This window comes from Bdellovibrio sp. 22V, from assembly GCF_030169785.1.
GTDB lineage: Bacteria > Bdellovibrionota > Bdellovibrionia > Bdellovibrionales > Bdellovibrionaceae > Bdellovibrio.
Genome location: NZ_CP125854.1, coordinates 85368 through 110807, shown reverse-complemented (window position 1 = coordinate 110807; position 25440 = coordinate 85368). Strand labels below are relative to the sequence as shown.

The window sequence follows — 25440 nt, the reverse complement described above, 5'->3', positions numbered from 1 at the left end:
TTTATTCGTAGTTGGCGAGGATGTATTTAGACTGCCCGCCTTCGTTGATGTTCATGATACGAGCGCCTTTAAGACCAGAAACATCGCGGATACCAATGCTGTTATCATAAAGAGTCACACCAGAGCAGTTAGGACCGTCTTTGACTTCGAATCGCACAGAGTAGGCGAATCCATAGTCATAGTAGCCTCCCCAACCGCGTCTTTCACCAGGCTGCACGCAACCCGAGTCGCGGATATCTTGGAAGACGTTGTAGATTGTCACCCACACGGATTTTCCGTTACGAAGAGCATTGTGCGCTTCAATCGTACTGCCGCCTTGAACTTGCAAAGAGTCTTGTCTTACTTGCGCGACTTGCTCTTCCGAAAGTAGCGGTCGCACGCGAGGTTTGACGGACTCAGGTGACATCGTTACACGCCACATGTAGCGCTCGCGGCCTCCATCAGGATAAGAAAGCACTTTTGCATACACTCCGCGAGTCGGCTCCACTTTTGTTTCAATGTCATCAAGGTTTCCACCCGAACAATCGAGGTTTTCTTTCACTTCCGCGCGGATGTAGTATTCGAGTGGAGGATAGTAACCAGAGAATGTTGTATCTTGTCCATCACGCAAGCAGCGAGCCTCACGAACAGAACCGAACATGTTATACATCGTCACCCAGACGGAACGACCGTTACTCGCGCGATTTTGCGCAACAACGGAGTACGCTGGTGCACCCGTTACACCCACATTGTTTTGCTGAACATTTTCATCAGCGGAAGCCACAAGAGAAGTCACCAAAACCAAAACACCCAAAACACTTTTCATCACTGCTGTTTTCATACGCCCCTCCGGTCGTGTATCGTTCATCGATACAAACCTCTATTGCACTGGCGATGCCAATGGGGTTTTTATGTAATTTCAATAGTTTAGAGCGACTTCGACATGCCGGGTTTTCGGCATTGCCGAGGGCTCGGCGCGAGGTCTGCCGAGGGACCGGCAGTGCTAGATTTTAGACGTAGGCCCAATAAAAAGCGATAGGAATCACAAGGCCGGCGGTTACGAAGATCCATCCGCGTCTGCCAAAACCGTTTGCGCCTTTGACCATGAAAAGGCCCGAAAGACTTAAGTAGATCAATAAAACAGCGAAGACATCGGCGACGTATGTCCACACGCGTTTGGCTTTATTTAAGTGCAAGTAGTTCGCGAAAAACAGACCGAGTCTTTTTTCTGTCGTTTCAACATAAGCAGTTTGTTTGGTTTCATTCCACTCGACTCTGGAGCCTTCGTAGAAGAACAACACTTCTTCCGCGGAATCTCGCACTCGACTGCGGAAAGATGTTTTGATGCCAAGATTTTTTGCCAGAGCTTTTTCAAATTCTTCAGATTCGGCAGAGCCTGGCAAATCTTTAAGTGTGTGTTCGGATCTTGTGATAACATAGCTGGGATTCCAAGAGTCGACGTGATTCACGGCTATTCCCGAAATGGCGTAGATAAGGATCAAGCCTACGCAGAAATAGCCGATATCGCGGTGAAAAGATCTGTTCAAGACGAACAGCTTTTTTCGCCAGTCTACACTGTTCTTCTCAGAACCCGACATCTAGTTACTCCTCGATGACAGCGCCTGTTGCCTGAACTTGGTAGACAACCATTGGCTCTTTCACAGAAGCAGGATCAAATTTCTTTTTATTTTCTTCGGCTTGATGCTGCAAGAAAGACTTTGTCTGTTCCAGCGTCAAAGTCATTTTTTTGAATTCGCCTTTTGCTGCCGCTTTTTTACCGCGAGACTCAAGAGGAAAAACCATTTCGCCGTCATTGACTTTGATTCTGACTTTTTCGCTTTGATAATCCGTCGTCAATTGCATCCAGCATCCGCGCTTTGCACAGACGTCAACGATCAGACCCGACACCGTCACTTCTTTACCGACATACGACTCTGGGTTTTTCATAATTTTTGACATAGGAACGGCGTCAGAAAACTGAGCACCGGCGCCAAACTTTTTCTCTGCAAAAGCTCCCAGGACGAAAACAGTCACAAGGACAAAAAGTAAACTTCTCATTTAATACTCCCCTGCTAAATCTTAAAATATCGTTGCGAGCGACAGACTGTAATTACGACCTAATTCAAAAGTACCGCTAGGACTGTTATGAACGACATACTTTTTATCAAGCACGTTGCTGACTCCAAGACCCACTTCGAACTGGCCGATTTCGCGAACTTTCGGCGTCCATCGCATGTTAAAACCGTACACATCGTAAGACGGCGTACCGTAGCCCGCCAACAAATATCTTTCAGAAAGATTCTTTTGCGCGCTCACGTATTGCGCATCAGCGCCAATTTCGAGATTCAAAGAAGGGAATTCATAACCCACTGCCACGCCGAACTTGTCCGCCGGAGCCGTAAATAAAGGCTCGGTGATGGTCGTCGCCGTGTACATATCAGGACAGTCTCTACACTCCATGCGAATCATGGAGTACATCGTTTCAAACTCCCAGTTGCCATAATCCATTTGCGCTTGCGCTTCGACACCGTGGCGAAGAACCGTGGAAAGGTTGCGATTCATATACTCGCGATGAGTGGCGTTCGCAGGTCCCGCAGGAACACGCTGCCCGTTTTCGATGCGATACATCTCTGGCATGTTCTCGACATAATCGCTGATCGTTTCATCGAAGTACGTCACTTTCAAACGGCGTTGATCGACAGACTCTGGAGTTTTAAACAGAACAGAGACTTCTTTTGAATGAGCTTGCTCTTCATTGAGAGCTGGATTCGGAGAGTTCGAACATTCTTTGGCAGGACGATGACATTTAAATGGCACCCCTGTTCCGTAGTACATCTCTCGAACGTTCGGCGCACGATTAGAAACACCGTACTTACCGGAGACCTTCATCCAATTCACCGGAGAATAAGAAATGCCCACCATTGTCGACAAGGTGTCGCCGTCTTTGCTTGGAGTATCGAGGCTGAGCTTGTCGGATTGACGGTGATATTTGCTGACGCGAGCACCGGCCATCAACACGACTTTGTCTTCGGCGAGGCTCAAACTGTTTTCGGAAAACACGCTGCCATCGTACCCAGATGATTGACCGTAAAAGGGACTGTCAGTTCCGTCGTCTTCAGAAATACGACTTCCGATGCCTTCGATGCCGTTTTTCGAGAGAAGCACAAGATCTGAAGACAATGGGAAGATGGAGACTCCCGCGAGTTTCATTCCGGCGTTCTCAAGACGATCTTCAACTGTTCCCAAAGTCGCCTTAGAATTACGAAAAGCCGTGTGCGTGTCTTTGATGGAATCTGTTTTATTGTAGTAGCTTAAGAATTCGTATTTGAAATTGGAAGTAAGACTCTGCTCGTGATTCACGACCGCTTCGAGAGTCGAGCTTCTGTAATCAGAATTCGATTCTCCGTATCCTGCAAGATAAGACGCGTTCTTGCTTTGCGTATCGGAATACTCGGCCTTCACGTCGGTTTTTGTCGTGCCGGTTTTACGAACGTATTTACCAAGGAATGTGTTTCTTGTGGCCTCAGCCTCTTCGGTTTCTTTGCTGTCACCAGATTCGTTGGGCGAACCAGATTCGACTTTATTGGAGTTTCTCATCGTCACGCCAACAAGAGCGGATGAGTCTTTGTTAATGCGAGTTGCTGAATGAATGGAACGCGCCTGTCCTTCAGTTGCGGAGTCTCCGGAGATTTTTAACTTCGTCGAGACTTTTTCTTTCCCAATCAGAATATCTTCGGGCGTGATCGTTTTGTATTGAATGGTCCCGCCGATAGCACCAGAGATAGAGCTGACAGAGTCCGCGCCATTTTGCACGTCGATTTGCGAAAGCATTTCTGGCTCCACAGAGATCCCCGCAGCCATTCCCTCTTGCGTAGACTCAAGTCTTTGCGCGCCGTCGACTTGTTGGATCACGCGGAATCCATCAAGCCCGCGGATGAAGATTTTCTTGTTTTGCAGTTCTCCCCCACCGATAACGCTAACCCCGGGGACCTTTTGCAAGACATCGCTAACGTCTCGTGGATTTCCTTTAACAAGATCCTCGCGCGAAATCACGGTTTCGGAGTTGATGGACTCGTAGGCTTTTTCTTTCTTGTCTTTGTCTGCTTCGACGAGAATGGAGTCGAGAAGGTAGGACTTTTCGCTCAGTCGGCTTTCGCCGGCCGTGTCGTCTGCGAAGGATGATTGCGCGATCAGCAACAGTAGTAACAAAGATAAAGACTTAAGATTCACGAGCCCCCCCTGGCTAAGTCCTTAAAACATCAGGGATATCAACCGGGTGGCGCTTGTTTGTCTAATAAATAGGTTGTGCTAACAGAAGATGAAAATTAATTGGTACTTTCTATATTGATGCGCATAGGCAGGACCATAAAATCAGTGAGATCGCCTATAATCCAGAATCATCTTTTTTGTGACATCTGAAGGATAACACAGCGGCTGTTTGCCTCCTGGGCGACTATAGGCGCTTCTCTTTCCGCATGAGTGACCTTTCCTCGTTATATTATATGGACAGGGACAATTCCCAGAGTAATTTTCTATAGACTCTTTAATCAACACCGCTGCAATTTGACTGTCGCTAAGAGTTGTGGTCGCACTCACTTGCAACGATAAAAGGAGCATTAAGAATTTCACGATGCTTGTCCTTTTCCAATCTTAAGTTGAGTTGTGGGTTTAAACCCTTCGGAATTTTTATAGTTCATGTTGTGATTAAAGTTTTTCATACAGTCAGAGGGATCAATCTGATTAAAATTAAGATTCCACATACTTTCTCGAGGAATAAAAACGGACAATACGGGTTGCCGCTCTAAATTCCCAGTCGATGTATTGAGTAGATCTACCATCGCATGCACTAGGATCTTATCGACAGGAAACCATCCAAATAACATTTTGGCCACGGCAAGAGACACACTGCAAGTATAGTCTTGATACAATTGATTATACTGAGTTTTTGGAAAATCTTTTTCAGAAATTTTCCCCGTTTTTGTCACAGAGTATATTGTGTTAGGAAGAACCTCTTCCTCCCGAAGGATATCAATCTCGACATTCAAAACTCCATCGTTGAAACACAACCTTATCGCAGAGCAAATAATCGATCCATCTTTCAAAACAGACTTTGAGGAAAGAACCTTTTCATATGCATTTATATCGTTTTTAAAGATTTTCTCGGCAAGGTCTTTATCTCTTTTCCATTGATTATGTTCCGCTTCAAATTGGCTCCGCAACGTTCTGTTTTCCTCTTCATCCTGAAGCCGAGCCTTCGCTATTCTTTTTTTCAAGAGACTTTTTCGCCAACTATGAAGTCGGAACAACCGGATTAGAAAATTTGGGCTATAATTTTCGTATTTAAAAATGGCGCTTGTCTCACGCACAAATTTTTGCTCTGGTGGAACCGGTTCAGTTGCTTTCGCAAATACATTCCAGTCAGTTCTTTGTACAAACATTTTGTGAAATGTTTTAATCCTCTCAAGATAATTATTTTGGTTTTCAACAAGCTCTCTGGCTTTTTCAGCCTGTACTTGTTTTTCATATTGAATTTGGCGCTTCTCTGCACGCCTAATCTCAGCTCTCACTGATCTTAATGTACCTTTCCAGCCCACGTTAACTCCTTATTCAACTTTATTCGGAAAACATAGATTTTAGTTTAGTGAAATTATTTTGATAAAAATCTGTTAAGAACCGAACAAGCCTGCTTACAACCAAGGCAAACTAAACATTTTTATAAACAAACCGAAATATACGAAAGTTCAACCGATGCACATCGAAGAGAGGATTTAGGAATGGCTTTTAAATTAAGAGAAAATGAAGAAGTAAAAATGAGTGCAAGCTTTCATTGGTCCGATTATTTAGTGGCCGGCTTTTGGGCTGCCATCTGCACCCCTGGTTTCTTAATGACCGTCATTGAAAAATCCGAACGTGCACCGTCCCCAATGTTATTCGCTCTGATCGCATATAGCCCGATCATTTATAAGTTTATTAAAAACAAATCCAGAAAATATTTGATCACCAACCAAAGGCTTTATATTGAGACAGGAATTCTCACTAAAACTGCGACAGATGTACCTCTGAATAAAATTAACGATATCGCTTTCTCACAGAACTTCATTGAACGACTTTTTGACGTTGGTAGTTTAAATATTCTAACCGGAAATGATAAAGGAAATGCTATTCGAGGAATAGTGAATCCCGAAATCTTTCGAGAATGTTTAAGTAAACACTGCAATCACAAGGCTTCTTAGGACAAAGAAATGAAATATTTCTTTCGATTGAAACCATTTCTGTTTGCTGTTGCAGTATCTTTGCCAAGCAAGTTTCTTCTTTCTCATCTCGAGAAAGAAGAAACTCCGCCGATAAAACCAGCACAAAAGACTTCTCTGCTATCGCGCTCAGAAAAATCAACTCCAGAAAAAAGAATAGAAATCCAAAATAAAAAAACGACAGGAAAAGTTACTAAATCCACCCACAGCGAATCTGACCAAATCATCATTGATCGAGTTCGGGTAGGTTTCAAAAGCGGCGATTACACTAAATAAAGTATTAAATGGGAATTACCATGATTAAAATTGCACTTGTATCAGTATTATTCAGTCTTTCAGCGTCTGCAAATGATTGCAAACCACAATCATTTGTCATCTCACCTATTCTTCGCAAAGTAGCGACAGCCACCAATATGGCACCCACAACCAGAACGTCTACAAATTCAGAAGCTGAGCGAAGTGGATGTTGCTCTCATCACAAAGGTGTCTGCGGATGTTCTTTTGGGAGAGCCGTATGTTGTGACGGAAGCTATTCGCCGACTTGCGGCTGCAATTAGAGTTAGATTTTAATAACTGATTCAAAATCAAGATATACCATTCAGCGGGATAAATTATGACAATGTTAGTCTTGGGCTTAACTGCTCTGTTATCATATACTGCCTTTCTATTCTTCAAAAAAAAACGAGAACTATCTTCTGTAAGAAACGAAAACAGCCTCCTCAGAGAGCAAAACTCAACAATATTTTCAACTGCAGAAAAACTGACGTCCGAAAAGAAGGTCCTTGAGGAAAAACTCTCGCAACTTTCTCGTTATCAAGAAATTCAGGATGTAGAAAGTCATATCGAAGAACTTAGAACAAAAGCTGAAACAGAAATTTTTGAACTTAGACAACGGGAAGATTCTCGAATCAAAAACGAACAACATGCTCTTTTTCTTCTATCTACAAAAGCTAAAGAAGAAGCTGATTCTATTGTTACTTCGGCAAAGGAATCTACCAAGCAGGTTCAGCTTCGCAACAATCAAATTCTCGCTGACGCAAATAACAATGCAAAGCTGATAATTGAAAGAGCAAATCAGGAAGCTAGAAAAATTGCTTCTGATGCATTGGATGCAAAAGATAAGGCTGAATCTTATGAGCGAACAGCCATTGCCATGAAAAACATTATCGAAGGCTATGGGGACCGATTCTTGATCCCTACATTTAGCTTAATAGATGGCCTTGCTGAAGACTATTCCCATACAGACGCTGGAAATGAACTGAAACGTGCAAGAGAAATGACTCGAGCAATGATTAAAAATGACACAGCCGCGACATGCGAATATGTGGAAACAAATCGCAAAGAAACGGCTATTAATTTCGTTTTAGACGCTTTTAATGGAAAAGTAGACACAATTCTCTCAACCGTTAAAAAGGATAACTACGGAACTCTACAACAACGCATCCACGACGCATTTCAAACCGTCAATTTTAATGGAAGAGCGTTTCGAGATGCCAAAATAACGGACCTATATCTTACCGCTCGCCTTGAAGAGCTTAAATGGGCGTGCACGGTTCAGGCACTAAAAGATAGAGACAAAGAAGAACAGAGAAGAATTCGAGAGCAAATACGCGAAGAAGAAAAAGCTGCTCGCGACTACGAAAAAGCCATCAAAGAAGCTCAGAAAGAAGAAGAGACACTCTCCAAAGCAATGGATAAAGCTCGACAGGATCTCGAATCAGCGAGCGAAAAACAACGAATTAAATATGAGGAAAAACTGCGCGAGTTAGAACTTAAATTAAAAGAAACGGAAGAAAAGAATCAGAGAGCACTCTCAATGGCGCAGCAAACTAAAACGGGTCACGTTTATATAATTTCTAACGTTGGTTCATTCGGCGAAGAAGTCATAAAGATAGGCTTAACTCGAAGATTAGACCCCCAAGACAGAATTGATGAACTTGGAGATGCAAGTGTTCCTTTTGATTTCGACGTACATGCGATGATTCTGAATGAAGATGCTCCGGCTCTCGAAAAAGAGTTGCATCGACGCTTCTCTTCACATCAAGTCAACCGCGTAAATCCACGCAAAGAATTTTTTAAAGTGAAGATTGCTGAATTAAGAAAAGTTATTGAAGAAATGGGGATAAGTGTTCATTGGACCATGACCGCCGAAGCGAAAGAGTATCGAGAAAGCTTAGCAATTTCCCAAAGAGAACCGAAAAAAGCTGCATAATCAAATGGTATGACTCTATTTCGGACTAGTAACACATATCAATTACCTTGCACTTTTATCTACCGCGCGCTTCCACGCGCGATACCAAGGCGGTCTTCGTAAGCATTAAGAACCTTCACAAACGCCGGTCGTTCTTCGCAGCGGCGGCGGTAGTTCTCGATGTTCGGATACTGACGTAGAATTTCTGTTTTACGAAGCTCCCGCAGTACACCCGTCAAAGCAATATCCGCGACAGTAAACTCAGTCCCCGTCACAAATGGTTGGGTCTTTAGCATTTGATCAATCGCCGGGAAAAAGCGATCGAGTATTCCAACGTGCCACGGGCGCAGTGCCTTCATAGGCGGATTCGAATCACCTTGAAGATCGGCAAAGAAAATCGGTAGCGCAAACGGTTCGATATTATTTAAAGATGTAATCAACCAACGATACACCTGAGCGCGTCCCTGCAGATCCGAAGGAATCAGCTTTCCTGATTTCTCTGCAAGATAAAGAAGGATCGCACCCGACTCTGTTAAAACATATCCGTCGTCATCGATCGTTGGCACTTGCTTAAAAGGATTCAGCTCTTCAAACCACGTTTCATCCTGAAGACCGTTTGGTCCGCAATCGAGGCCGACAGTTTCGTACGGGATTCCGCACTCTTCTAGAGCCCACATGGCGCGGATGTCGCGAGTGTAGCCCCAAAGAAACGGCGGTAGTGATTTGAAGACATATACTTTTAGCATCTTACTTCCCTATTCGGAGTCTGGGCCTTCTGTTGGAGCCGTTTCTTCTTCTGATTCTTCAGGCTCTGGCGGAATGTCTTTTTTTGTTGTCGTCAATGTTGCTTCTTCCAAAGCGGAAGGAGTTTTTGCCAGAACTGCGTTACAAGAGGCTTTCGCTCTGAAGAAGTGCTTCCACATTTCTTCGTCGGTTTTTCCCTTGAGTTCAGGTTCTTGCAACTCGGAGCCCATGTAGGAGCCGGCTTTTGCGAATTCCTTCAAACGTTTCAAACGCGGGATTTTGCGTTCACCGTCGCACTCACCTTGAGAAGCTTTTCCCCCTTCGGCGATAAAGCTGTAAGCTTTAGGTGGGGATTTTCTTTTTGCGTGAGCGACGGAGCCTTCGTTCAACATGGGTTGGAGGAATAATATAGTCGCGAGAATGGTTAGGTTTTTAATTTTCATGTTACGCATGTGGAAAATGCTAGCAGGAAAAGCCGCGCGAAGAAAATGAAAGAGTCACTTTTGTTGGGAAGAAAATTTTGAGTAGTGCGAGAGCGGAGTGGGGCTCGGGCCGTCCGGGCCCTCGGTGCTTCGCACTGCCTCCGGCACCCTGGCGCTAGCTTCCTGCTGGGGCCATGAACCGCGAGGTTCGAGATTAGTTGCAAGTTCGCCGTTCGCGGCCAGATCTGTAAAAATAAAAAAGGCAGCACGTTGGCTGCCTTTTTTATTTTTAGAAAAATTTGGTAGTGAGAGGCGGACTTGAACCGCCGACCTACGGATTATGATTCCGTTGCTCTAACCAGCTGAGCTACCCCACCACACAGTAACGCTATGTTGCCAGATAAAAGAACCAGGCACCATATGCGTGAGACAGGATTTTTAATTGTTGGAGCGCAGTAAGTCAATAATGGGCTTTGCGTTATAATGCGAAAATTAAATATTCCGGATTTTCCTCGCCTTAGGTCTTGACCTGCCGACTCTTCCGAAATGCAATGACAGATGAGTTAAGAAAACCACGGAGGGGGAATTAATGAAAAAACTGATGATGGCACTGGCTGTGCCAGCGCTACTAGCCGGCTGTTCTAAGGCGGATAAACCGAAGAAACCAAGCGAAAATGGCATCTCAGGGTTCTTCTGGATGCAAGAAACCAACGTAATCACGATCAAAAACATCGAAGATCAACCGATCGCAGGTGCTCAAATCTTGATCGGCGACGCTCTCAATGCTCCTTTTTCAGGCAACTTCCTGACCACAGATGCCCAAGGACAAATCGAAATTCCAGCAGGTTGGGTGGATGCTCAAGCCGTGACAATCCAAGCTCCGGGCTACATCCGTGCGACTTATTTGTCACAAGAGCCCGGCGCCTTGACGGTTAAATTGCGTCGTGCTCCTTCAAAAACGCAATTTGAAGTCAAAGGCGGAACTTCCGGCCTTCCCGTTCAAGATAAAGACGGCTTCGTTGATTTCGGTCTCGTGATGCCGGCATTCACTAAACTAGATATGTTGGCGTTCAGCATCGATAACGTGATCAGCCCGCAAAGCGATCGCATCACAGCTGTCGGCCAAGACATCGACGTGCCAGCAAACATTTCTTTGCCAGAGCAAAGAGAGAAGTACGCTCTTTTCACAATCACTTTGGACAAACCGACCTATCGTATTTATTACGGACAATCCGGTGTGAATCGCGTCTTTGCGGCGCGCGGTCGTTTCCCGTTTAAATCGACAGTCGACGCTCTTCGCGGTGGCGCGGAGTTTTATGAATTGATCAACGATTTCAAAATCAACGGTGGAGCGATCCGCGACATCGACGTGAAATCCGGTCAAACAAAACTCGACATGCCCACTCGTGAGTTGAACTTCACAGAGGCAAAATCGATCACGGCTCCAAGCCTACGCGGGGATGAGCTTTTCCTTGCTGTCGGTGTTGCGAACCAATCTGGCTACATGATCCCAACAGACGTGAAGAAGATCGCAGCGAACCAAAAAATGAACTTGAACACATTGCCAGGGGCAGAGCCTTTCGTTCTGGGCGTGCTTAAGAAAACAGCAGAATTGAAAAATGGCGGAGACCGCATGTCTGTGACACTTCTTCCGTTCTCTAACGGAACTGCTCCGACAATGCTTCCTCTCATCCCAGATCCAACAATGGCAGCTGATGGCGAGATCTTGATGCCGAAGTTCAACACGATCACAGGTGTAAATCCGATCGCGACGTACTCGATCCTCACAAAAGAGGAAGAAGTTGTTCAGGGGTCTGCGAAAGTGAAGATCCTTCAGCCTCAGTGGGAAGTGTACGCTCAGAACTGGATTGAGCGCATGAAACTGCCCCAATGGCCGAATGACTCTGCAGTGACAGGCAAAAAACGTTGGGAAGTGAACTTTGTCGGCTCCCAAACTGCTTCACAAGCACCGGTTGGACCTGCTATGATTGAAGCCGCAACACATGTCACACACAGCTCAATCGCTTTCTAGAAAAATCCTTCTTGGACTTGTGATTATCACAGGCTGCACTCTTTTTGGGTGCAGCTTGTTCGACAAAAAGCCTTCCGCTCACGCCCGTATGGGGCAAATCACCAAACAAAAAGTCTTCTTTGCGAGTTACGACTCCGTTTGGAGAGCGGCGCACGCTGTTCTGAAATATCCTATCTCTAATGAAAACCAAGACACAGGCATAATTGAAACCGAGTATATCAAAGGTCTTGATGGTTGGTTGCCGCCGAATGAACAACGCCCGCCTTCAAGTGGCATTCGTTATCGTATTACGATGACCTTCGCACGCGGGAAAGCCGACGGTCGCGAATCCGTGCGTGTGACGATCGACAAGAAAATGGAAATTTTAAGAGATTTCTTTTCTGAACCAGAACCGATGGAGTCCGACGGACTTGAAGAAAAGATCATCTTCTATCGCATCGAACGGGAATTGATCGTTAATGACGCCCTTAAAAGAGCTGGATTCTAAAACTCCAGCTTTTCTTTTTTAACGTAGTCTCTCCACATACCGACCAAAGCAGACTGTTTCATAGAACCTACACCGAGTTTAACTCCTGTGAGTTTTTCTAAACCACGAACCGCCGGCATTTGCACTCGCGGGTCTTTGTCGGAAAGAAGTTGGGCAAAGATTTTGGCTTCGCGATCTAAAGGCTTGCTTGCAAGAACCTGCACGATTTGATGACGAATCCAGAGGGATTGCTCGTTTTTGAAATTGTACTTTTGATTGAGTTCTTCCCACAAAAGATCACGAACTTCCGGCGCAGAACTTTTTTGCAAAACATCCACCGCCGCAGAACGAATCACAAGCGCTTTATCTTTTAAAAGTTTTTGCGCGGTCTTTTCAGCCTGTGAAGGATTTACTTCCGCTAGCGCCACAAGCGCAGCATTGCGCATGTACCACTGATTATGTGTCGCCGCCTTCATCAAATCGGGCGTCGCTTTTTCACCGCGTGCTTCCGCCAAAGCCATCACCGCACGCCAGCGCACGTTCATCGGTTGCGCTTCATTAAAAGCCAAAGAAACAAATTGAGGATAATGTTTTTCGCCTTGAGACTGGACCACCATGCGGCGGTTTTCAGTAGGCAATTTAAGAACTTCAATCGCTGAACTTAAAGTACTGGATGAAGGTTTTGAAGGAGCTGCGAAAGCGCTTGAAGAAAGTGCGACAACAACACACGTACCAAAAAGAATCTTTTGCATAACGTACTAACCCTTCTTCGAAACGAAGTTTTCAAACTCATTCATGAGTTGATTGGTTTCATCTCCTGATTTTTCCGCTGTTTCAGTGCCGCTGCCCGCTTTGGTTGCCGCTTGGTCTAAAGCTTTCTGACCTTCAACCGCCGCTGCAAACTCACGCATCAATTCATCGTCAATGATATCACTCGCGGCAGATTCTGTTGCTGGAGCCGGAGGTTCTGGAGTTGGAACTGCATCCACAACCGGAACTTGCGCAGGTTCAAGTGCGGGCTCAGCCGCGACTTCTTCTTGCGGAGTCGGTTCTGGAGCCGGTGTTACAACGGGAGCCTCAGCTTGCGCTGCGGGAGCTCCCCCTGCCTTCAAAGCATCCAATTGTTTTTTAAGATCTTCATTTTCTTCACGATAACGAGAAAGATCGGCGATATCTTCACTGATGATTTCGTATTCTGCCAAACGCGCTTCAAGATCACGCACTTTGCCCGTCAGTTCCTCTTTTTCTTTGGAACCGATGCCTTCACCGGAAGCCACGGATCCTGCCGCCGTCGCGATCTCGACTTGTTGAAGAGCGTCCTTCAACTGTGCTTGCAGAGTTTCCACTTTTTTCTGGCTGTCTGTTAATGAAACACGCAGTTGAGACACCTCTTCAGCCGCAGCTCCAGAAACTTCGCCTTGCGAGCCTTCACCACCCATTGGCGCGCGCTCCATCGCATCCAAGTCCACATCCATACCAAGATCTTCGCCCGCACCGCTACGCGAGGCTTTACCACCGCCGCCTGCAGATTGATTGTCGAGAATCTTTTGCAGAGTTTTCTCAAGCTGAGCCGTATCTAAATTAGAGCCGTTTTCAGCGCCCGCATCCTTTGATTTCTTCGCGAAAAAACCACGATACGCTAAGTAAAGCGAGAGCAAAATGATAAGAGCAACGAGGCCCTCAATGATAGCGGTATTGTACTGACTCCAGAAGGAGAGGAATTTTTCAATTGTCACAATTCAAATTCTCGCCTATCCAAAGGACCTCGTCAATGCTGGACCTTCGAAGGTAGGTGGTGATATCGTCTTTTCAATCCGAGGTGATACATGTCTCAAAAACCTTTCGATCTTCTAATACAAGGCGGAACTTGCATTCTTCCTCACCCGAATGGGAATGGCTTGGTAGAGCAACAGGCCGATATCGGTATCCGGGATGGACGCATCGAAAAAATCAGCACCTCCATTCGTGAGTCTGCTCTCAGAACCATCGATGCTAAAGGCCTTCATGTTCTGCCCGGAGTGATTGATAGCCAGGTTCACTTTCGCGAACCCGGATTAACTCACAAAGAAGACCTCGAAACAGGAACAAAGGCCGCTATCCTTGGCGGTGTTACGAGCATTTTTGAAATGCCGAATACCAATCCCCCGACCACAACGACAGAGCTTTTCCAGGACAAATTGCAGAGAGCGCAAGGGCGTGCTCACTGTAACTATGCTTTCTTTATCGGCGGTTCCCATGACAACGTCGCGAACCTTGGAAATCTTGAACGGCTTCGTCATTGTTCAGGTATTAAGATTTTTATGGGCAGCTCGACCGGAAATCTTTTGGTTGAAGACGATGCCACTTTAGAAAAAATCCTAAGCCAAGGCCATCGCCGCGTGATTATCCATAGCGAAGATGAAATGCGTCTGCGCGAAAGAAAGCATATTGCAGTTGATAATGCCGACCCGCACTTTCACCCCGTATGGCGTGATGTTGAGACCGCGGTGAACTCAACGACCCGCCTTTTAAGAATTGCGCGAAAAACCGGCCGTCGCATTCACGTTTTACATGTTTCCACGGGCGAAGAGATGGACATTCTGAAAAACGCGAAGGACATCGCGACTGTGGAAGTGCTTCCACAGCATCTGACTCTTTATGCTCCGGACTGTTATGACAAACTGGGAACTTATGCCCAGCAGAACCCGCCCATTCGGGAAAAACGCCACATGGACCGTATTTGGAAAGCGGTTCTGGACGGCACCGTCGATGTTATCGGCTCGGACCATGCTCCGCACACGCGCGAAGAAAAAGAGAAACCCTATCCTTCAAGCCCTTCGGGAGTTCCCGGCGTGCAAACTTTAGTACCGATTATGCTGAACCACGTTCATGAAGGACGCTTAAGTCTGTTACGCTTTGTCGAGATGGTGACAGAAAATCCTCGCCGCGTTTTTGGAATTAAAAACAAAGGACGCCTGCAAGAGGGTTTTGACGCCGATGTCACTCTGGTGGATTTAAAGAAAACGAAAACTATCGACAACTCATGGATTGCGAGCCGCTGCGGATGGACTCCGTTTCATGGCATGTCGGTGACAGGTTGGATGACCCACACTGTTGTCGGAGGCCATGTGGTCATGGAGAATGATCAGGTCGTTTCCGCCGCTTCAGGCAAACCAGTCGATTTTGATGAAACGAATTTATGAGTAACGCCAATAATCCCAAAGCCCAAGCCGCGAGTCTTTTCTTCGCCGGCCTCGTTCCCGTCATCGCTTTCACTTTGATTGAAGAATATTACGGGACCATGGCGGGCTTGATTGCCGGAATGGTTTTCGGAGTTGGTGAAATTACTTACGAACTTATCAAATACAAAAAAGTTCAGAAGATCACGTGGTTCGGAAACGGACTGCTTTTGGGTTTAGGAGCAATCTCTTTAATTTCCAGCGAAGGCCTGTGGTTTAAACTTCAACCTGCGTTGATGGAAGGCGCTTTTGCTTTAGCACTTTGGGGTTCCGTTCTTATTAAAAAACCGTTACTCAGTTACCTTGCCGAACTTCAAGGTCATCAGTTTCCGCCATTTATTAAAGAACGTATGACAGGCATTACAATTCGTTCGGGATTTTTCTTTGCCATTCACACGGGCCTTGCGGTGTGGGCGGCACTGGCATGGAGCACGACGGCTTGGGCTCTCCTCAAAGGTATTGGCCTGACGGTGAGTTTCATTCTGTATCTTGTCATAGAGGGTTTTCTCTTACGGAGAGCCGTTCTAAAACAAAGATCGGAATGAGATATTTATTTTTAATTTTCATCCTCTTTAACACTCTCGCCTGCAGCCGTTCGGACGTTCTTGTTCGTTTCTTTGATACGCTTGCCGTTTCCGAGGCCGACGACTACTTTGATCTCACAAGTGAGCAAAAAGAAAATCTGAAAAAGAATATTCAAAAAGATCTGGGCCGCGCAAAAAAAGAACTTTTCCCCGAGGTTGCCAAGAAACTTCGCGAGTTGGAGCCCGCGGTCGCCAAGGACACTCTGGATGCCCAGAAGGTCGCGGCGCAGTTTGCGGATTTTCAAACTTATGTCAAAAAATTCTCAAGCTATTTTAAAGACAGCGCCATAAAAACGACATTGTCGCTCAAGCCTTCGCAGTACGACCATTTCTCGGGGGAGCTTCATAAAGAAATTCAAAAAAGTGAAGACCGCAACGGCGACTCCGATCACGCGCAGAGGGAAGCTTATAAACGCTACCGCCGCTCCTTGGAGTTTTGGGTCGGAGGCATATCCAAAGATCAACGCGACCGTCTGAACAAGTTTTTAGAAACGCATCCTTTTCCGTGGAAGCTGCAAAATCAAAACAAAGAACATGTTCTGTCACAATTCCTTGAAGCACGAAAAAATCCTGAAACCTTAAAAAAATTCGTCGGGGATTTTTACGAAGATTTTGAGGCCGTGCGCCTGCCCGCCTACACGGAGGCGCTCGATGCTCACAAAAAGGCTTTTCAAAATTTTCTGGTGAATGATTTTTGGAAAACACTTTCCGAAGTCCAAAGAAAGCGCCTGCGCGAAAACATTTTGGATCGCGCGCAGGAACTGGAAAAAATCGCAGAATCGACTTAACTTCCTTTAAATTCAGGAACCCTTTTGTCTTTCATCGCTTGCAAAGCCGTAAAGTGATCCTCGGTTCTTTGCGTGATTCCTTGATAAGCCGCAGACAAATCCAAAATCGTATGCAAATCATTAAGATATGCCATCTTCATCGCCTTCTTTGTCATTTGCACGGCGATGGGAGCATTGTTTGCGATCTTCTCTGCCAGTTTCTGCGTTTCATTTTCTAGATCAGCTTCATCAACAAAATAATTCAGAAGACCCCAGCGTTGCGCCTCGTCCCCGGCGACCAAATCCCCCGTTAAAGACATTTGCATGGCTTTAGAGAAGCCGATCACACGCTGAAGGAAGAACGTCCCGCCGTCGCCGGGAACAAGTCCCAGCTTCACGAAAGTTTCGCCGAATTTGGATTTCGTGGTGCCGATACGCAAATCACACATCATCGCCAGATCACAACCCGCACCGATCGCCGGTCCATTGACCATCGCAATCACTGGCGTCGAAAGCTCTTCAATACATTTAGGAATTTGCTGAATGCCATGGATGTAGCGCATGCGCAATTCATTGCCTTCACCAGCGAACATGCCGGTTTTATTTTGCATCGCTTTGATGTCGCCGCCAGCGCAAAAAGAAGTGCCTTCCCCCTTGATCACAATCACACGCACTGCCGGATCAAAATCCGCATGCTTCAAAACGCGTGTCAATGAATCCACCATTTCCAAAGAAATCGCGTTGCTTTGTTCGGCATTGTCGAGCGTCAACCAAAGGACGGTTCCGTTCAACTGCGTTTTGAGATGTGTCCATTTTTGCGAATAAAAATCCATGCAGAGCTCCTGTTTCGATTGAAACAGAAGAGCTTCGTTTTGTGAACAGCATTCGTTCTTAAGGCAGGAAATATTCAATGATTGCGGGAAGACCGTTTTGTTTCACCATCATAACAAGGCGTTTTGGTTTCGGTCCTGACGCGGCCTTCACAAGAATACGTCGCCCCTCGCAGACAATATTATCCGTCGGCATCGTCAATTCCGTGACGGTAAAGTGCGTGTTGTACACCAGCGGCCAATTCGCTTTTGAAGTGAGATCTCCCGCATTCGTGATTGTCGCCTTATAGACTTTGCCGCCAGAACAGTAATAAATACTTCCGGCATCATAAGCAAATCCGCCCGGTGCCGTGGGCAGAGTCAGCATTTTGTTTGCGACACCACCGGCAACAACGTGCATATCCGCAGCGTATGCCGACGACCGAGTCGGATTAAAGAGCCAACCCGAAAGCGGGCCGTAATAAACGGGTGCTCCCTTTGTATGAACGCCGCGAGGTCCGATATCACAATTCGCGGAAGATCCGTCAGGGCATACATCCCCGTCTTGATTTTGCGCGATAGTACCTGCAACGTAATTAGTAGTCGTCGGAGTCACCAAACGGAAATGGCTGCTATTGTGGGCGGTGCCGTTCCAGTAGAATTGATTGATTAAGAAATTTCCACCTTGGTACGCGACGACTTCCGGTGAATAACCGGCAAGTTGTAAATCAGCGCGGGCCACTGTCGCTTGCGTGTAGCTGGGTGTAGCGCCCTGTCCATCAAAGAGCTCTTCCCAAAGTCCCGTTGCCCGGTTAAGGCGGCACACACTGTGATATGAAGTATAGCCATCCGGAGGTGTTGTAAGAATCGAAGCCGCCGAACAGTTCATGTAAATGTCACCATTCGCAGGATTGGTTGCAAATGGGTTTGGATCCCACCAGTTCCCCAGACGAATATTCTGAGCATTGGCCGCGGTTGCGAAATTCACGTTGCCGTTTTGTCCGTTCCCTGCGACGAGGCGCACTTCCGGCGATGCTCCGGGAGAAACCTCACGTAATTTATTTTGCTGATGATCTAAGATCACGACGCTGTCACCAGCACCGTGATCAAGATAATAAACCATCGAAAGACGCATGTCGGTTGCAACACCTCCATCACCCGCGTCTTTGCGTTGTCCGAACAAGGTATAAACGTTTCCATTGTAAACAGTTTTGATGATCCCGCGAGTGGAGAAGAAAATACGACCATAGCGATCCACGAATGCATCGTCCAAAGAAACCGCACACGAAGTCGCCGCCGTTCCGTCAGCACATTCTCCCATGGCGCCGGTGCCAAGAACGCGGGTCCATGTGCCATTATCATTCAAGCGTACCAGAGAATGCTCTGTCGCCCGGTTCGCGCGATAGACATAGCCATCCATCGACTGAACTTCATAGTAGTTCAAGCTGGCATTCGTATAAGGATGATTTGGATGAACACCGTTTGCAATCCACGTGTTGATATCCAGCTCCGTCATATTCCCGTAAGAGTTGCCGGGAACCGAGTACACAACGTTGACGTACGCTTTTAAAATATCGCTCGTTTGGGAGTCATAACGCAAACTGAAGAACGAATAGTCTTTTGTATTTAAATCCCATGTCGGAAGATCTTTGGCTCCAGTTCCTGAAAACCGAAACGCTTCCACACGCGGAACTGCCAACGAACCTTTGTACACGCGGATGCGCCCGCCGTTGTCTTTTCCCTTGCCTGGATTGTCCGAGACAAAATAAATATCCCCGTTCGGATGCGCTTGAAAAATAGCGCGGCGACGGATCAACCAGCTTTGATCATTCGTTGAAATATAAGAAATATCGATCTTTAAATCTCGTGGATCCGCCACAGTATCAGCCGTGTTGGTTCCTAAATTCCCGGCAGGATCGGCACCGATAATAGTTTCAATCGTCATGGGCTCAACGGACGTGTCAATTCGGCGGATCATATGGCGGTCATAGACAAGCACACGATTTTGATAATCCAGAGTAGCTCTGTAAATCGCCTTCGCACGCGCCTGTTCGACTGGAATTCCGTCACCGTACGAATCTTCGTTAGACTTCGCCAAACGCAAAAGCACTTTCGAGTTGTTGGTCTTTGGATCGACATACATCAAACCATAAGAAGAATCGTTGAAGAAAATTTTTCCGTCTGTCGTTACAAGCAAAGATCCAGGAGCCGTATCATTGCCCACATTCGTGTTAAACACTGTTTGCTTGGCATTGCCGTTATGTCCCGGGTCCTGATTCCCCGCCAGCAAATTCACATTTCCGCTATTTAGCGGCGGACTTGTCACCTGCGAAGTCTGACCGTAATTATCCGTGAAACGCAGTTGCAATTTAAAGAAAGTGTTATTAGGGAAGGTTGAATTCCACACATAACATCCCGTATGCGGAGCTGAATAACTGCAGCCCGCTCCATTATCAGAATTATTTGCCAGTGCATCGCTGATTAAAGTGTACTGACTGCCATCTTGCGAAGAATACAACTCCACTTTCGTAATCGTACCGTTATCCGAAGCTTTCCACTTCAAATAAACCGCAGCACCGTTTGCGAAAGTCATATCGGTATTGATCGGCGGAGCATTCGGCGTCGTCGAGTTCACCGCCAAAAAATTGCCAACAACAGGAGGCGCATCATTAATATAATTGACGGTGTTGTAGTCTTTCTTAAGAGTCGCCGAGTTCGTGCTGATGTTTCCGGCAACGTCCTTCACCCACGCATAAATGTTGTAAGTCCCAAAATTAATTCCTAAGAAAAAGTCAAAGTCGACCAGGAAAAGATCGGGCAACTCTTCCAAACCTGGTTTCGGAGCTTTCACGGAAACCCAGCACGCATCCGACGCTGCAGGAGCTGTGTTAGTCGTCTTAAGACAAAACTCACTCACGGCTGTCTCGGCATCGTGACCTTGCAAACTCACCGTGACGTAAGAGCGAACCGAATCATCCGGAGTCAAAGAACCGTTGATCTTCATTTGATTTGCAAGGATTGTTGGCGGAGTCACGTCAAAGACAACGTCGAAAAGATTCGACTCGCCATAACCTGTGTTGCCATTATCGTCGGTCAAAACCGCACGTACTTTTAAGCCGGTATAAAAACTTGTCGGTGTCCACGAAATTTCAAAAGACTTGTTATTCATTGGGCCGGCAAGCCCCAAAGTACGTGAAGCCCCGTTGTTCCAGGTCACTCCGTCGGCCGAATACTGCAGCGATAAAACAGCCGTTGCCGAAACAGTGGCTTCTGTCACATACACGACAAATGGATACGCCACGTTTTTCGCCAACGTCGGCACCGCATCCAACGTCATGATCGGCGCTTTTGAGTCGTAAGTGATTGTGAAAACAGTCGCTGTCGAAATATTCCCAGCTTCATCGCGCGCATAAAAACGCACGTTACGCAGCCCTTGCTGATCCGTCGCGCTTAAATCAAAAACATAGTTTTGCGCCGCTGTCGAACAAGGCAGCCAACCCGCATCTCCTAAAGCTGGCGGAGCGTTTTGTTCTTTCAGCATAATCATTGTATGATCGGAACAATTGTTCACAGTGAACTTCGCCAAGGCGGCACTCATCATCACCGGCGTATTCATCGTCACATTCGGCGGAACAATCTGCGTATCTTTAGTCACCGAGTGAAATGCAACCGCCGTCGTATTGCCTGCACCATCGGTCGTCGAGACAGAAATATTTTTAGCTCCATCCCCCGCCGATAAAGTAAGATTCATCGAGTAAGTGCCACTCACCGAGCATGTTTGCGTTGACGGCGCTGGAGTAAAATCCCCCGTCGCACTCACAATCAGACCTGCCTCACAAGTTCCCGTAAGAGTAAATGTCGAATGGATTTTGCTATTCGCGACCGGAGTGGCAATTGTCAACGCAGGAGCCGTCTTATCAATCACAACAGCGCCACTTTCGACGAGCCCCGCCGCCGATGCCCAGTTATCAGCCTGGTCTCCGGCCAAAGCACAAATGCGATAAGTGCCGTCACCGCTAAAACTTAAAGGAATATCGGTCCCGGCTGCAACCGGCGTCGCCGCCATCACAGCCGCCCACTGTCCCGAGCAATCGGCGTCCTTCACAATAATATACTTATACTGAGTGCCGCCATCCGAAGGCAGAGTCACGGAAACCTGGCGAGTCGTATCGTCGTTGCTAAGCGCACTGCCTAAAGAACCAAAACTTGGCAACAACAAGGGCGCAATCGTATCTTTATTAAAAGTCATACTTGTTGCCGTTCCCACATTGTTCGCAATATCTTTTTGCTTCACTTCGAAAACATTGCTGCCTTCAAGAAGTCCCGCTCCGTCAATCATCGTCGCAAAGGTTCCATTGCTTTGACATGAAAAACTTGAAAGCAACTGCGCACCCGAATAAATTTCAACCGGCCCGTCTTCACTTTCACAAGTCCCCGCCACAGGAATGCTCCCGACAGTCGCATTTCCAACCTCCGCCGCAATCGCCGAAGTGAAAGAGACAACCGGAGCCACAATATCTTTAAGAACTGATGCCTCAGTGCTTGAAGAAACACCCGCAATCGAAGTCACAGCCAAAACTACTTTATAAGAGGTGTCCGTCCATGCCTGCGTATCAAGCTGCAGTTCAAATTTATTATTCACACACCGAGCATTGAATTTGCGCGTTTCATGCTGCGCTAAAGAAGAGTTTTCGGGAACAAACGAAACTTGAATATCCTGATTCTCGTAGAAACACTCCCCTTGCACGGTCACATTCTGAACATCCGAAGATTTGTTAATGACAAAGGAGTCCATCCGCTCCCCAAGAGCGTCAGTAAGAACCGGTGGAGTCAGCGCGTTCATATCAAGAACACTGCCGCTGAGCGAACACCCCACTAGAAAATGGATCATGATGAGAAGTACCGTGACGTTCCGCATGCTATAACCTTCGGAACACAGGAATAAGTTCTAAATACTACAAATTAAGATTCGAACTCACTATCTCAAATCGACACAAGACAATCGTTCCACCAAAATCCGAAACAAAGAATCATTTAATTCAAAACCCACGACCACATCAAAAAAACCAACATTCATTGGAAATCCATCTCCCATCCCTAGACCCCAAAAACACTCTTAAAAAAGCGCAACAAACATCCCTACCAACCAAAATAACGAAGCAAGAAACTCCCAAGTGGCCTTTATTTTTTTGAACTTGTCTTTATGAATTCAGCGAAATTTGCGTGCAGCGAAATTATGGGTGTTCGTCCGAAGGCTCGGCCTTTGCCGGCGCCACGATGGCGCGAACCGCCCAGAGGGCGGCGGCAACTGAGCCCGGATGGCGTGCCGACCGAAGCGACGAAGACCCATAACTTCGCTGCACGCAAATCCCCGCCCGAAGCCAAATCACCCGAGCAAAAAAAAAGGCCCCCTCTCGGGAGCCTTCTTATCATCCGCCTATTTAGCTTGGCAGAATGGAAGATCTGGTTGGAGTTGACAGATGATCTGACAGATCATCGGATCCCCAAGCGGACATTCACCTGGTTCACCAGGGTTGCCTGGATCAGGAAGACCGCCACCATCATCTGGAGGATTCGAGCCACCTGATTTAGCGCCTACGTTGATGTTCAATGTAGAAGCTGTTTTACCATCAGCGTCTGTAACTGTGATTGTCGTTGAACCGTTCGCAACAGCAGTCAAAGTTCCGTTGTCAGCGATAGTTGCTACAGAAGTATTGCTAGAAGCATACTTGAATGGAGCTTTACCGTGAAGAACAGAGAATGCCAAAGTCTCAGAAGGTTTGATAGTTGCTGCAGCAGGAACTACAACCATTTTCTTAGACATAACAGTGTCGATAGCTTCGTAAGCGTCAACGCGGCAGTTACATGCAGTCTCGATAGAAACTTTAGCACCTGTCGTTTGTAGGATCGCACGAACTTGCGCACCTGTTAGAGAAGGATCTTGAGCTTTCATCAAAGCAACAAGACCAGATACAAGCGGAGTTGCCATAGAAGTACCAGAAAGGTTTCCGTACTTATTGTTTGGCAATGTGCTCATGATGTTCTCACCAGGAGAAGCTACGTGAACAGTCGCTGTACCGTAGTTAGACCAAGATGGTTTTGCATCAGACGGACCAGAAGCTGCAACTGTGATTGAGTTCGGGTAGCCGTTGTTAGCTGGATACATCTCAGTTTTATCGTTGTTCTTACCATCGTTAGCAGCTGCTGCGATGAAGATAACGCCTTTATCGTCAGCACGCTTGATCGCCTCAAGAAGAGGAGCTGCTGTAGAGCGAGGAACCGCGGCACCCCAAGAAGCAGAGATGATTTGCGCGCCTTTTTCTACTGCGTAGTCGATCGCTTTAATAGCGTTGTTCAAGTCACCAGAACCGTCTTCACCCAAGAAGCGAAGAGGCATGATAGAAACTTCTGGAGCCAAACCTACGATACCACCATCTACCAAACCAGTCGCACCTACTGCACCAGCGCAGTGAGTACCGTGACCAGGGTTTTGGAAGCCTGTTTTATCCATTGGATCTGCGTCGTTTTCTTTGAAGTCATAGCCCGCGATCATGTTCGGAGCCAAAGATTGGTGTCTGTAGTCAACACCAGTATCGATAACAGCTACGATCACGTTGCGGTTACCTTTGTTACCAGCGCGTTGCCATGCTTTTTCAGCTTGAACTTTCGCGATAGCCCATTGTTCTTTCAAAGCTGCTGTTTCAACAGGAGCAGTGAAAGCTCTGATTTTGAAGTTAGGAACTACATACTCAACGCCAGGTTGAGAAAGTAGAGTCGCCAAAGCTTGCGCTTCGTGTTTCTTTTGGATGTCAACTTTTACAAGGCTTGCTGTTGCGTTATGATCCGTCATTTGGATCGTAGCAACCTTCGACATTGTCATTGTGTTGAGCATGTTAAGAGCGCTTGTGTTCTTATATTTTACCAAGTATTCGCCTGCGAACGCCTGGCTTCCGAACAACAATGCACCTACTAATAATGCACGTTTCATATATTAACCCCCTCCGTGGTGAAAAAATCATATTCAGATTTCATCCACAAATGTTAGGAAAATCTTAAATAAATCTTAAATTTTTTGACACATTCCATCGAACATTGAACCCACCGACGATCTTTTCAAGAATGATCGCGACTGATTTTTCACACCGAACTGAGGAACAACTTATGAGTTATCTGCACGCTATCATTCTCGGCATCGTCGAAGGCATTACGGAATTTCTGCCGATCTCCTCCACAGGCCACATGGTTATTGCCAGCTCCTTTATGGGGATCGAAGACAGCGCTTTCACAAAAGCGTTTGAAGTGATCATTCAGTTCGGCGCGATTCTTTCCGTGCTTGTTCTGTATTGGAAACGTTTCCTTCCTAATTGGGGCTTCTATAAAAAATTGTTCGTGGCATTTCTCCCCACAGGCATCATCGGCTTCCTTGCCAAAGACCTTGTCGATCAACTTCTTGGCAGTGTGCAAGTTGTCGCTTGGGCGCTGATCGCAGGAGGTCTTATCCTGGTTTGGTCGGATAAGATTTTTGCGCATCTGACAGCGATGGGTCGCAAAACCAGCGACCTCTCTTATGCAGATGCGGCGAAACTGGGAATGTTTCAAGCCATCGCTATGATCCCCGGTGTGTCCAGATCCGGAGCCACCATCATGGGTGGATTGACACTTGGCATGAACAAAAAAGAGGCAGCTGAGTTTTCATTTTTTCTCGCTGTTCCCACGATGGCCGTCGCCACGGGTTATAAATTGTTAAAGATCTATAAGACCATCGAACCTTCGCAAATCGGTCTTCTTGCCGTGGGCTGTTTGGTGGCTTTCATCGTTGCGATGATCGCAATTAAATTTTTTATCGGCGTGGTGGCGCGCTACGGGTTCCGTGGATTTGGATATTATCGTATCGTCCTCGGCGTGATTCTTTTGATCATGATTTATTCAGGTCGCAACCTGACGTTGATGTAGACATATATATAAGGATACTTCGTT

The 25440-nt window shown here is 46.6% G+C and carries 22 protein-coding genes and 1 tRNA gene; 9 read left to right on the top strand and 14 right to left on the bottom strand.

The genetic code is table 11. The features are described from left to right. Position 1: 1 nt before the first annotated feature. The 6 genes from QJS83_RS00555 to QJS83_RS00535 form a co-directional block, all read right to left on the bottom strand. Positions 2 to 820, bottom strand: coding sequence for a hypothetical protein (locus tag QJS83_RS00555; RefSeq protein ID WP_284606857.1), 819 nt, complete (start codon positions 818 to 820; stop codon positions 2 to 4). A gap of 169 nt (positions 821 to 989) precedes the next feature. Continuing rightward, positions 990 to 1577 (bottom strand): PepSY-associated TM helix domain-containing protein, encoded by a 588-nt coding sequence (locus tag QJS83_RS00550; RefSeq protein ID WP_284606856.1) that lies wholly within the window; start codon positions 1575 to 1577, stop codon positions 990 to 992. Between the two features lie 4 nt (positions 1578 to 1581). Next, positions 1582 to 2037, bottom strand: coding sequence for a DUF4920 domain-containing protein (locus QJS83_RS00545; protein ID WP_284606855.1), 456 nt, complete (start codon positions 2035 to 2037; stop codon positions 1582 to 1584). A 21-nt stretch (positions 2038 to 2058) separates the two neighbouring features. Then, entirely contained in the window at positions 2059 to 4209 is a 2151-nt protein-coding gene (locus QJS83_RS00540; RefSeq protein ID WP_284606854.1) for a TonB-dependent receptor domain-containing protein, read from the bottom strand. A gap of 141 nt (positions 4210 to 4350) precedes the next feature. Next, on the bottom strand, positions 4351 to 4596 hold the full coding sequence (locus QJS83_RS17430; protein WP_350159300.1) for a hypothetical protein: 246 nt from the start codon (positions 4594 to 4596) through the stop codon (positions 4351 to 4353). Between the two features lie 8 nt (positions 4597 to 4604). Next, positions 4605 to 5573, bottom strand: a complete 969-nt coding sequence (locus tag QJS83_RS00535; RefSeq protein WP_284606853.1) for a hypothetical protein — start codon at positions 5571 to 5573, stop codon at positions 4605 to 4607. Positions 5574 to 5753: 180 nt separating this feature from the next. On the opposite strand from QJS83_RS00535, the gene QJS83_RS00530 reads away from it, so the two are divergent. The 3 genes from QJS83_RS00530 (at position 5754) to QJS83_RS00520 (ending at position 8442) form a co-directional block, all read left to right on the top strand. Continuing rightward, positions 5754 to 6212, top strand: a complete 459-nt coding sequence (locus QJS83_RS00530; protein WP_284606852.1) for a PH domain-containing protein — start codon at positions 5754 to 5756, stop codon at positions 6210 to 6212. A 9-nt stretch (positions 6213 to 6221) separates the two neighbouring features. Continuing rightward, positions 6222 to 6506, top strand: a complete 285-nt coding sequence (locus tag QJS83_RS00525) for a hypothetical protein (RefSeq protein ID WP_284606851.1) — start codon at positions 6222 to 6224, stop codon at positions 6504 to 6506. 343 nt (positions 6507 to 6849) lie between these two features. Beyond that, positions 6850 to 8442: an SNIPE associated domain-containing protein gene (locus tag QJS83_RS00520; protein ID WP_284606850.1), complete on the top strand. Its 1593-nt coding sequence runs from the start codon at positions 6850 to 6852 to the stop codon at positions 8440 to 8442. 59 nt (positions 8443 to 8501) lie between these two features. On the opposite strand, the gene QJS83_RS00515 is transcribed toward QJS83_RS00520, so the two are convergent. From QJS83_RS00515 to QJS83_RS00505, 3 genes are all read right to left on the bottom strand, one after another. Continuing rightward, a complete protein-coding gene (locus tag QJS83_RS00515; RefSeq protein WP_284606849.1) occupies positions 8502 to 9167 on the bottom strand; it encodes a glutathione S-transferase family protein in 666 nt (221 codons plus the stop codon). 9 nt (positions 9168 to 9176) lie between these two features. Beyond that, positions 9177 to 9557: a hypothetical protein gene (locus QJS83_RS00510; RefSeq protein ID WP_284606848.1), complete on the bottom strand. Its 381-nt coding sequence runs from the start codon at positions 9555 to 9557 to the stop codon at positions 9177 to 9179. Positions 9558 to 9887: 330 nt separating this feature from the next. Further along, positions 9888 to 9964: transfer RNA gene (locus tag QJS83_RS00505), tRNA-Met, on the bottom strand. A 212-nt stretch (positions 9965 to 10176) separates the two neighbouring features. Between QJS83_RS00505 and QJS83_RS00500 the strand changes: the two genes are divergently transcribed. After that, positions 10177 to 11619: a hypothetical protein gene (locus QJS83_RS00500; RefSeq protein ID WP_284606847.1), complete on the top strand. Its 1443-nt coding sequence runs from the start codon at positions 10177 to 10179 to the stop codon at positions 11617 to 11619. Then, the gene (locus QJS83_RS00495; RefSeq protein ID WP_284606846.1) at positions 11591 to 12106 is read left to right on the top strand and encodes a hypothetical protein; all 516 of its coding nucleotides are present in this window, start codon (positions 11591 to 11593) and stop codon (positions 12104 to 12106) included. The genes QJS83_RS00500 and QJS83_RS00495 overlap by 29 nt, the downstream gene beginning before the upstream one ends. On the opposite strand, the gene QJS83_RS00490 is transcribed toward QJS83_RS00495, so the two are convergent. Continuing rightward, the gene (locus QJS83_RS00490; RefSeq protein ID WP_284606845.1) at positions 12103 to 12837 is read right to left on the bottom strand and encodes a HEAT repeat domain-containing protein; all 735 of its coding nucleotides are present in this window, start codon (positions 12835 to 12837) and stop codon (positions 12103 to 12105) included. The genes QJS83_RS00495 and QJS83_RS00490 overlap by 4 nt on opposite strands. Before the next feature lie 6 nt (positions 12838 to 12843). Further along, positions 12844 to 13821 (bottom strand): hypothetical protein, encoded by a 978-nt coding sequence (locus QJS83_RS00485; protein ID WP_284606844.1) that lies wholly within the window; start codon positions 13819 to 13821, stop codon positions 12844 to 12846. 90 nt (positions 13822 to 13911) lie between these two features. On the opposite strand from QJS83_RS00485, the gene QJS83_RS00480 reads away from it, so the two are divergent. Genes QJS83_RS00480 through QJS83_RS00470 form a run of 3 tightly spaced genes read left to right on the top strand, consistent with a single transcriptional unit; the run spans position 13912 to position 16675 of the window. After that, complete coding sequence (locus QJS83_RS00480; protein WP_284606843.1) at positions 13912 to 15267, top strand: dihydroorotase; 1356 nt, start codon at positions 13912 to 13914, stop codon at positions 15265 to 15267. After that, positions 15264 to 15848, top strand: coding sequence for an inner membrane-spanning protein YciB (locus QJS83_RS00475; RefSeq protein ID WP_284606842.1), 585 nt, complete (start codon positions 15264 to 15266; stop codon positions 15846 to 15848). Before QJS83_RS00480 ends, QJS83_RS00475 begins: the two co-directional genes overlap by 4 nt. Then, complete coding sequence (locus QJS83_RS00470) at positions 15845 to 16675, top strand: DUF6279 family lipoprotein (RefSeq protein ID WP_284606841.1); 831 nt, start codon at positions 15845 to 15847, stop codon at positions 16673 to 16675. The genes QJS83_RS00475 and QJS83_RS00470 overlap by 4 nt, the downstream gene beginning before the upstream one ends. Here the strand turns inward: QJS83_RS00470 and QJS83_RS00465 are convergent. From QJS83_RS00465 to QJS83_RS00455, 3 genes are all read right to left on the bottom strand, one after another. Next, a complete protein-coding gene (locus QJS83_RS00465) occupies positions 16672 to 17487 on the bottom strand; it encodes an enoyl-CoA hydratase-related protein (RefSeq protein WP_284606840.1) in 816 nt (271 codons plus the stop codon). The genes QJS83_RS00470 and QJS83_RS00465 overlap by 4 nt on opposite strands. A gap of 58 nt (positions 17488 to 17545) precedes the next feature. Further along, positions 17546 to 22381, bottom strand: coding sequence for a hemagglutinin (locus QJS83_RS00460; RefSeq protein ID WP_284606839.1), 4836 nt, complete (start codon positions 22379 to 22381; stop codon positions 17546 to 17548). A 519-nt stretch (positions 22382 to 22900) separates the two neighbouring features. Next, positions 22901 to 24451: a S8 family serine peptidase gene (locus QJS83_RS00455; protein WP_284606838.1), complete on the bottom strand. Its 1551-nt coding sequence runs from the start codon at positions 24449 to 24451 to the stop codon at positions 22901 to 22903. Between the two features lie 173 nt (positions 24452 to 24624). Here QJS83_RS00455 and QJS83_RS00450 point away from each other — a divergent pair, with 173 nt between their 5' ends. Next, positions 24625 to 25416, top strand: coding sequence for an undecaprenyl-diphosphate phosphatase (locus QJS83_RS00450; RefSeq protein ID WP_284606837.1), 792 nt, complete (start codon positions 24625 to 24627; stop codon positions 25414 to 25416). Positions 25417 to 25440 lie beyond the last annotated feature (24 nt).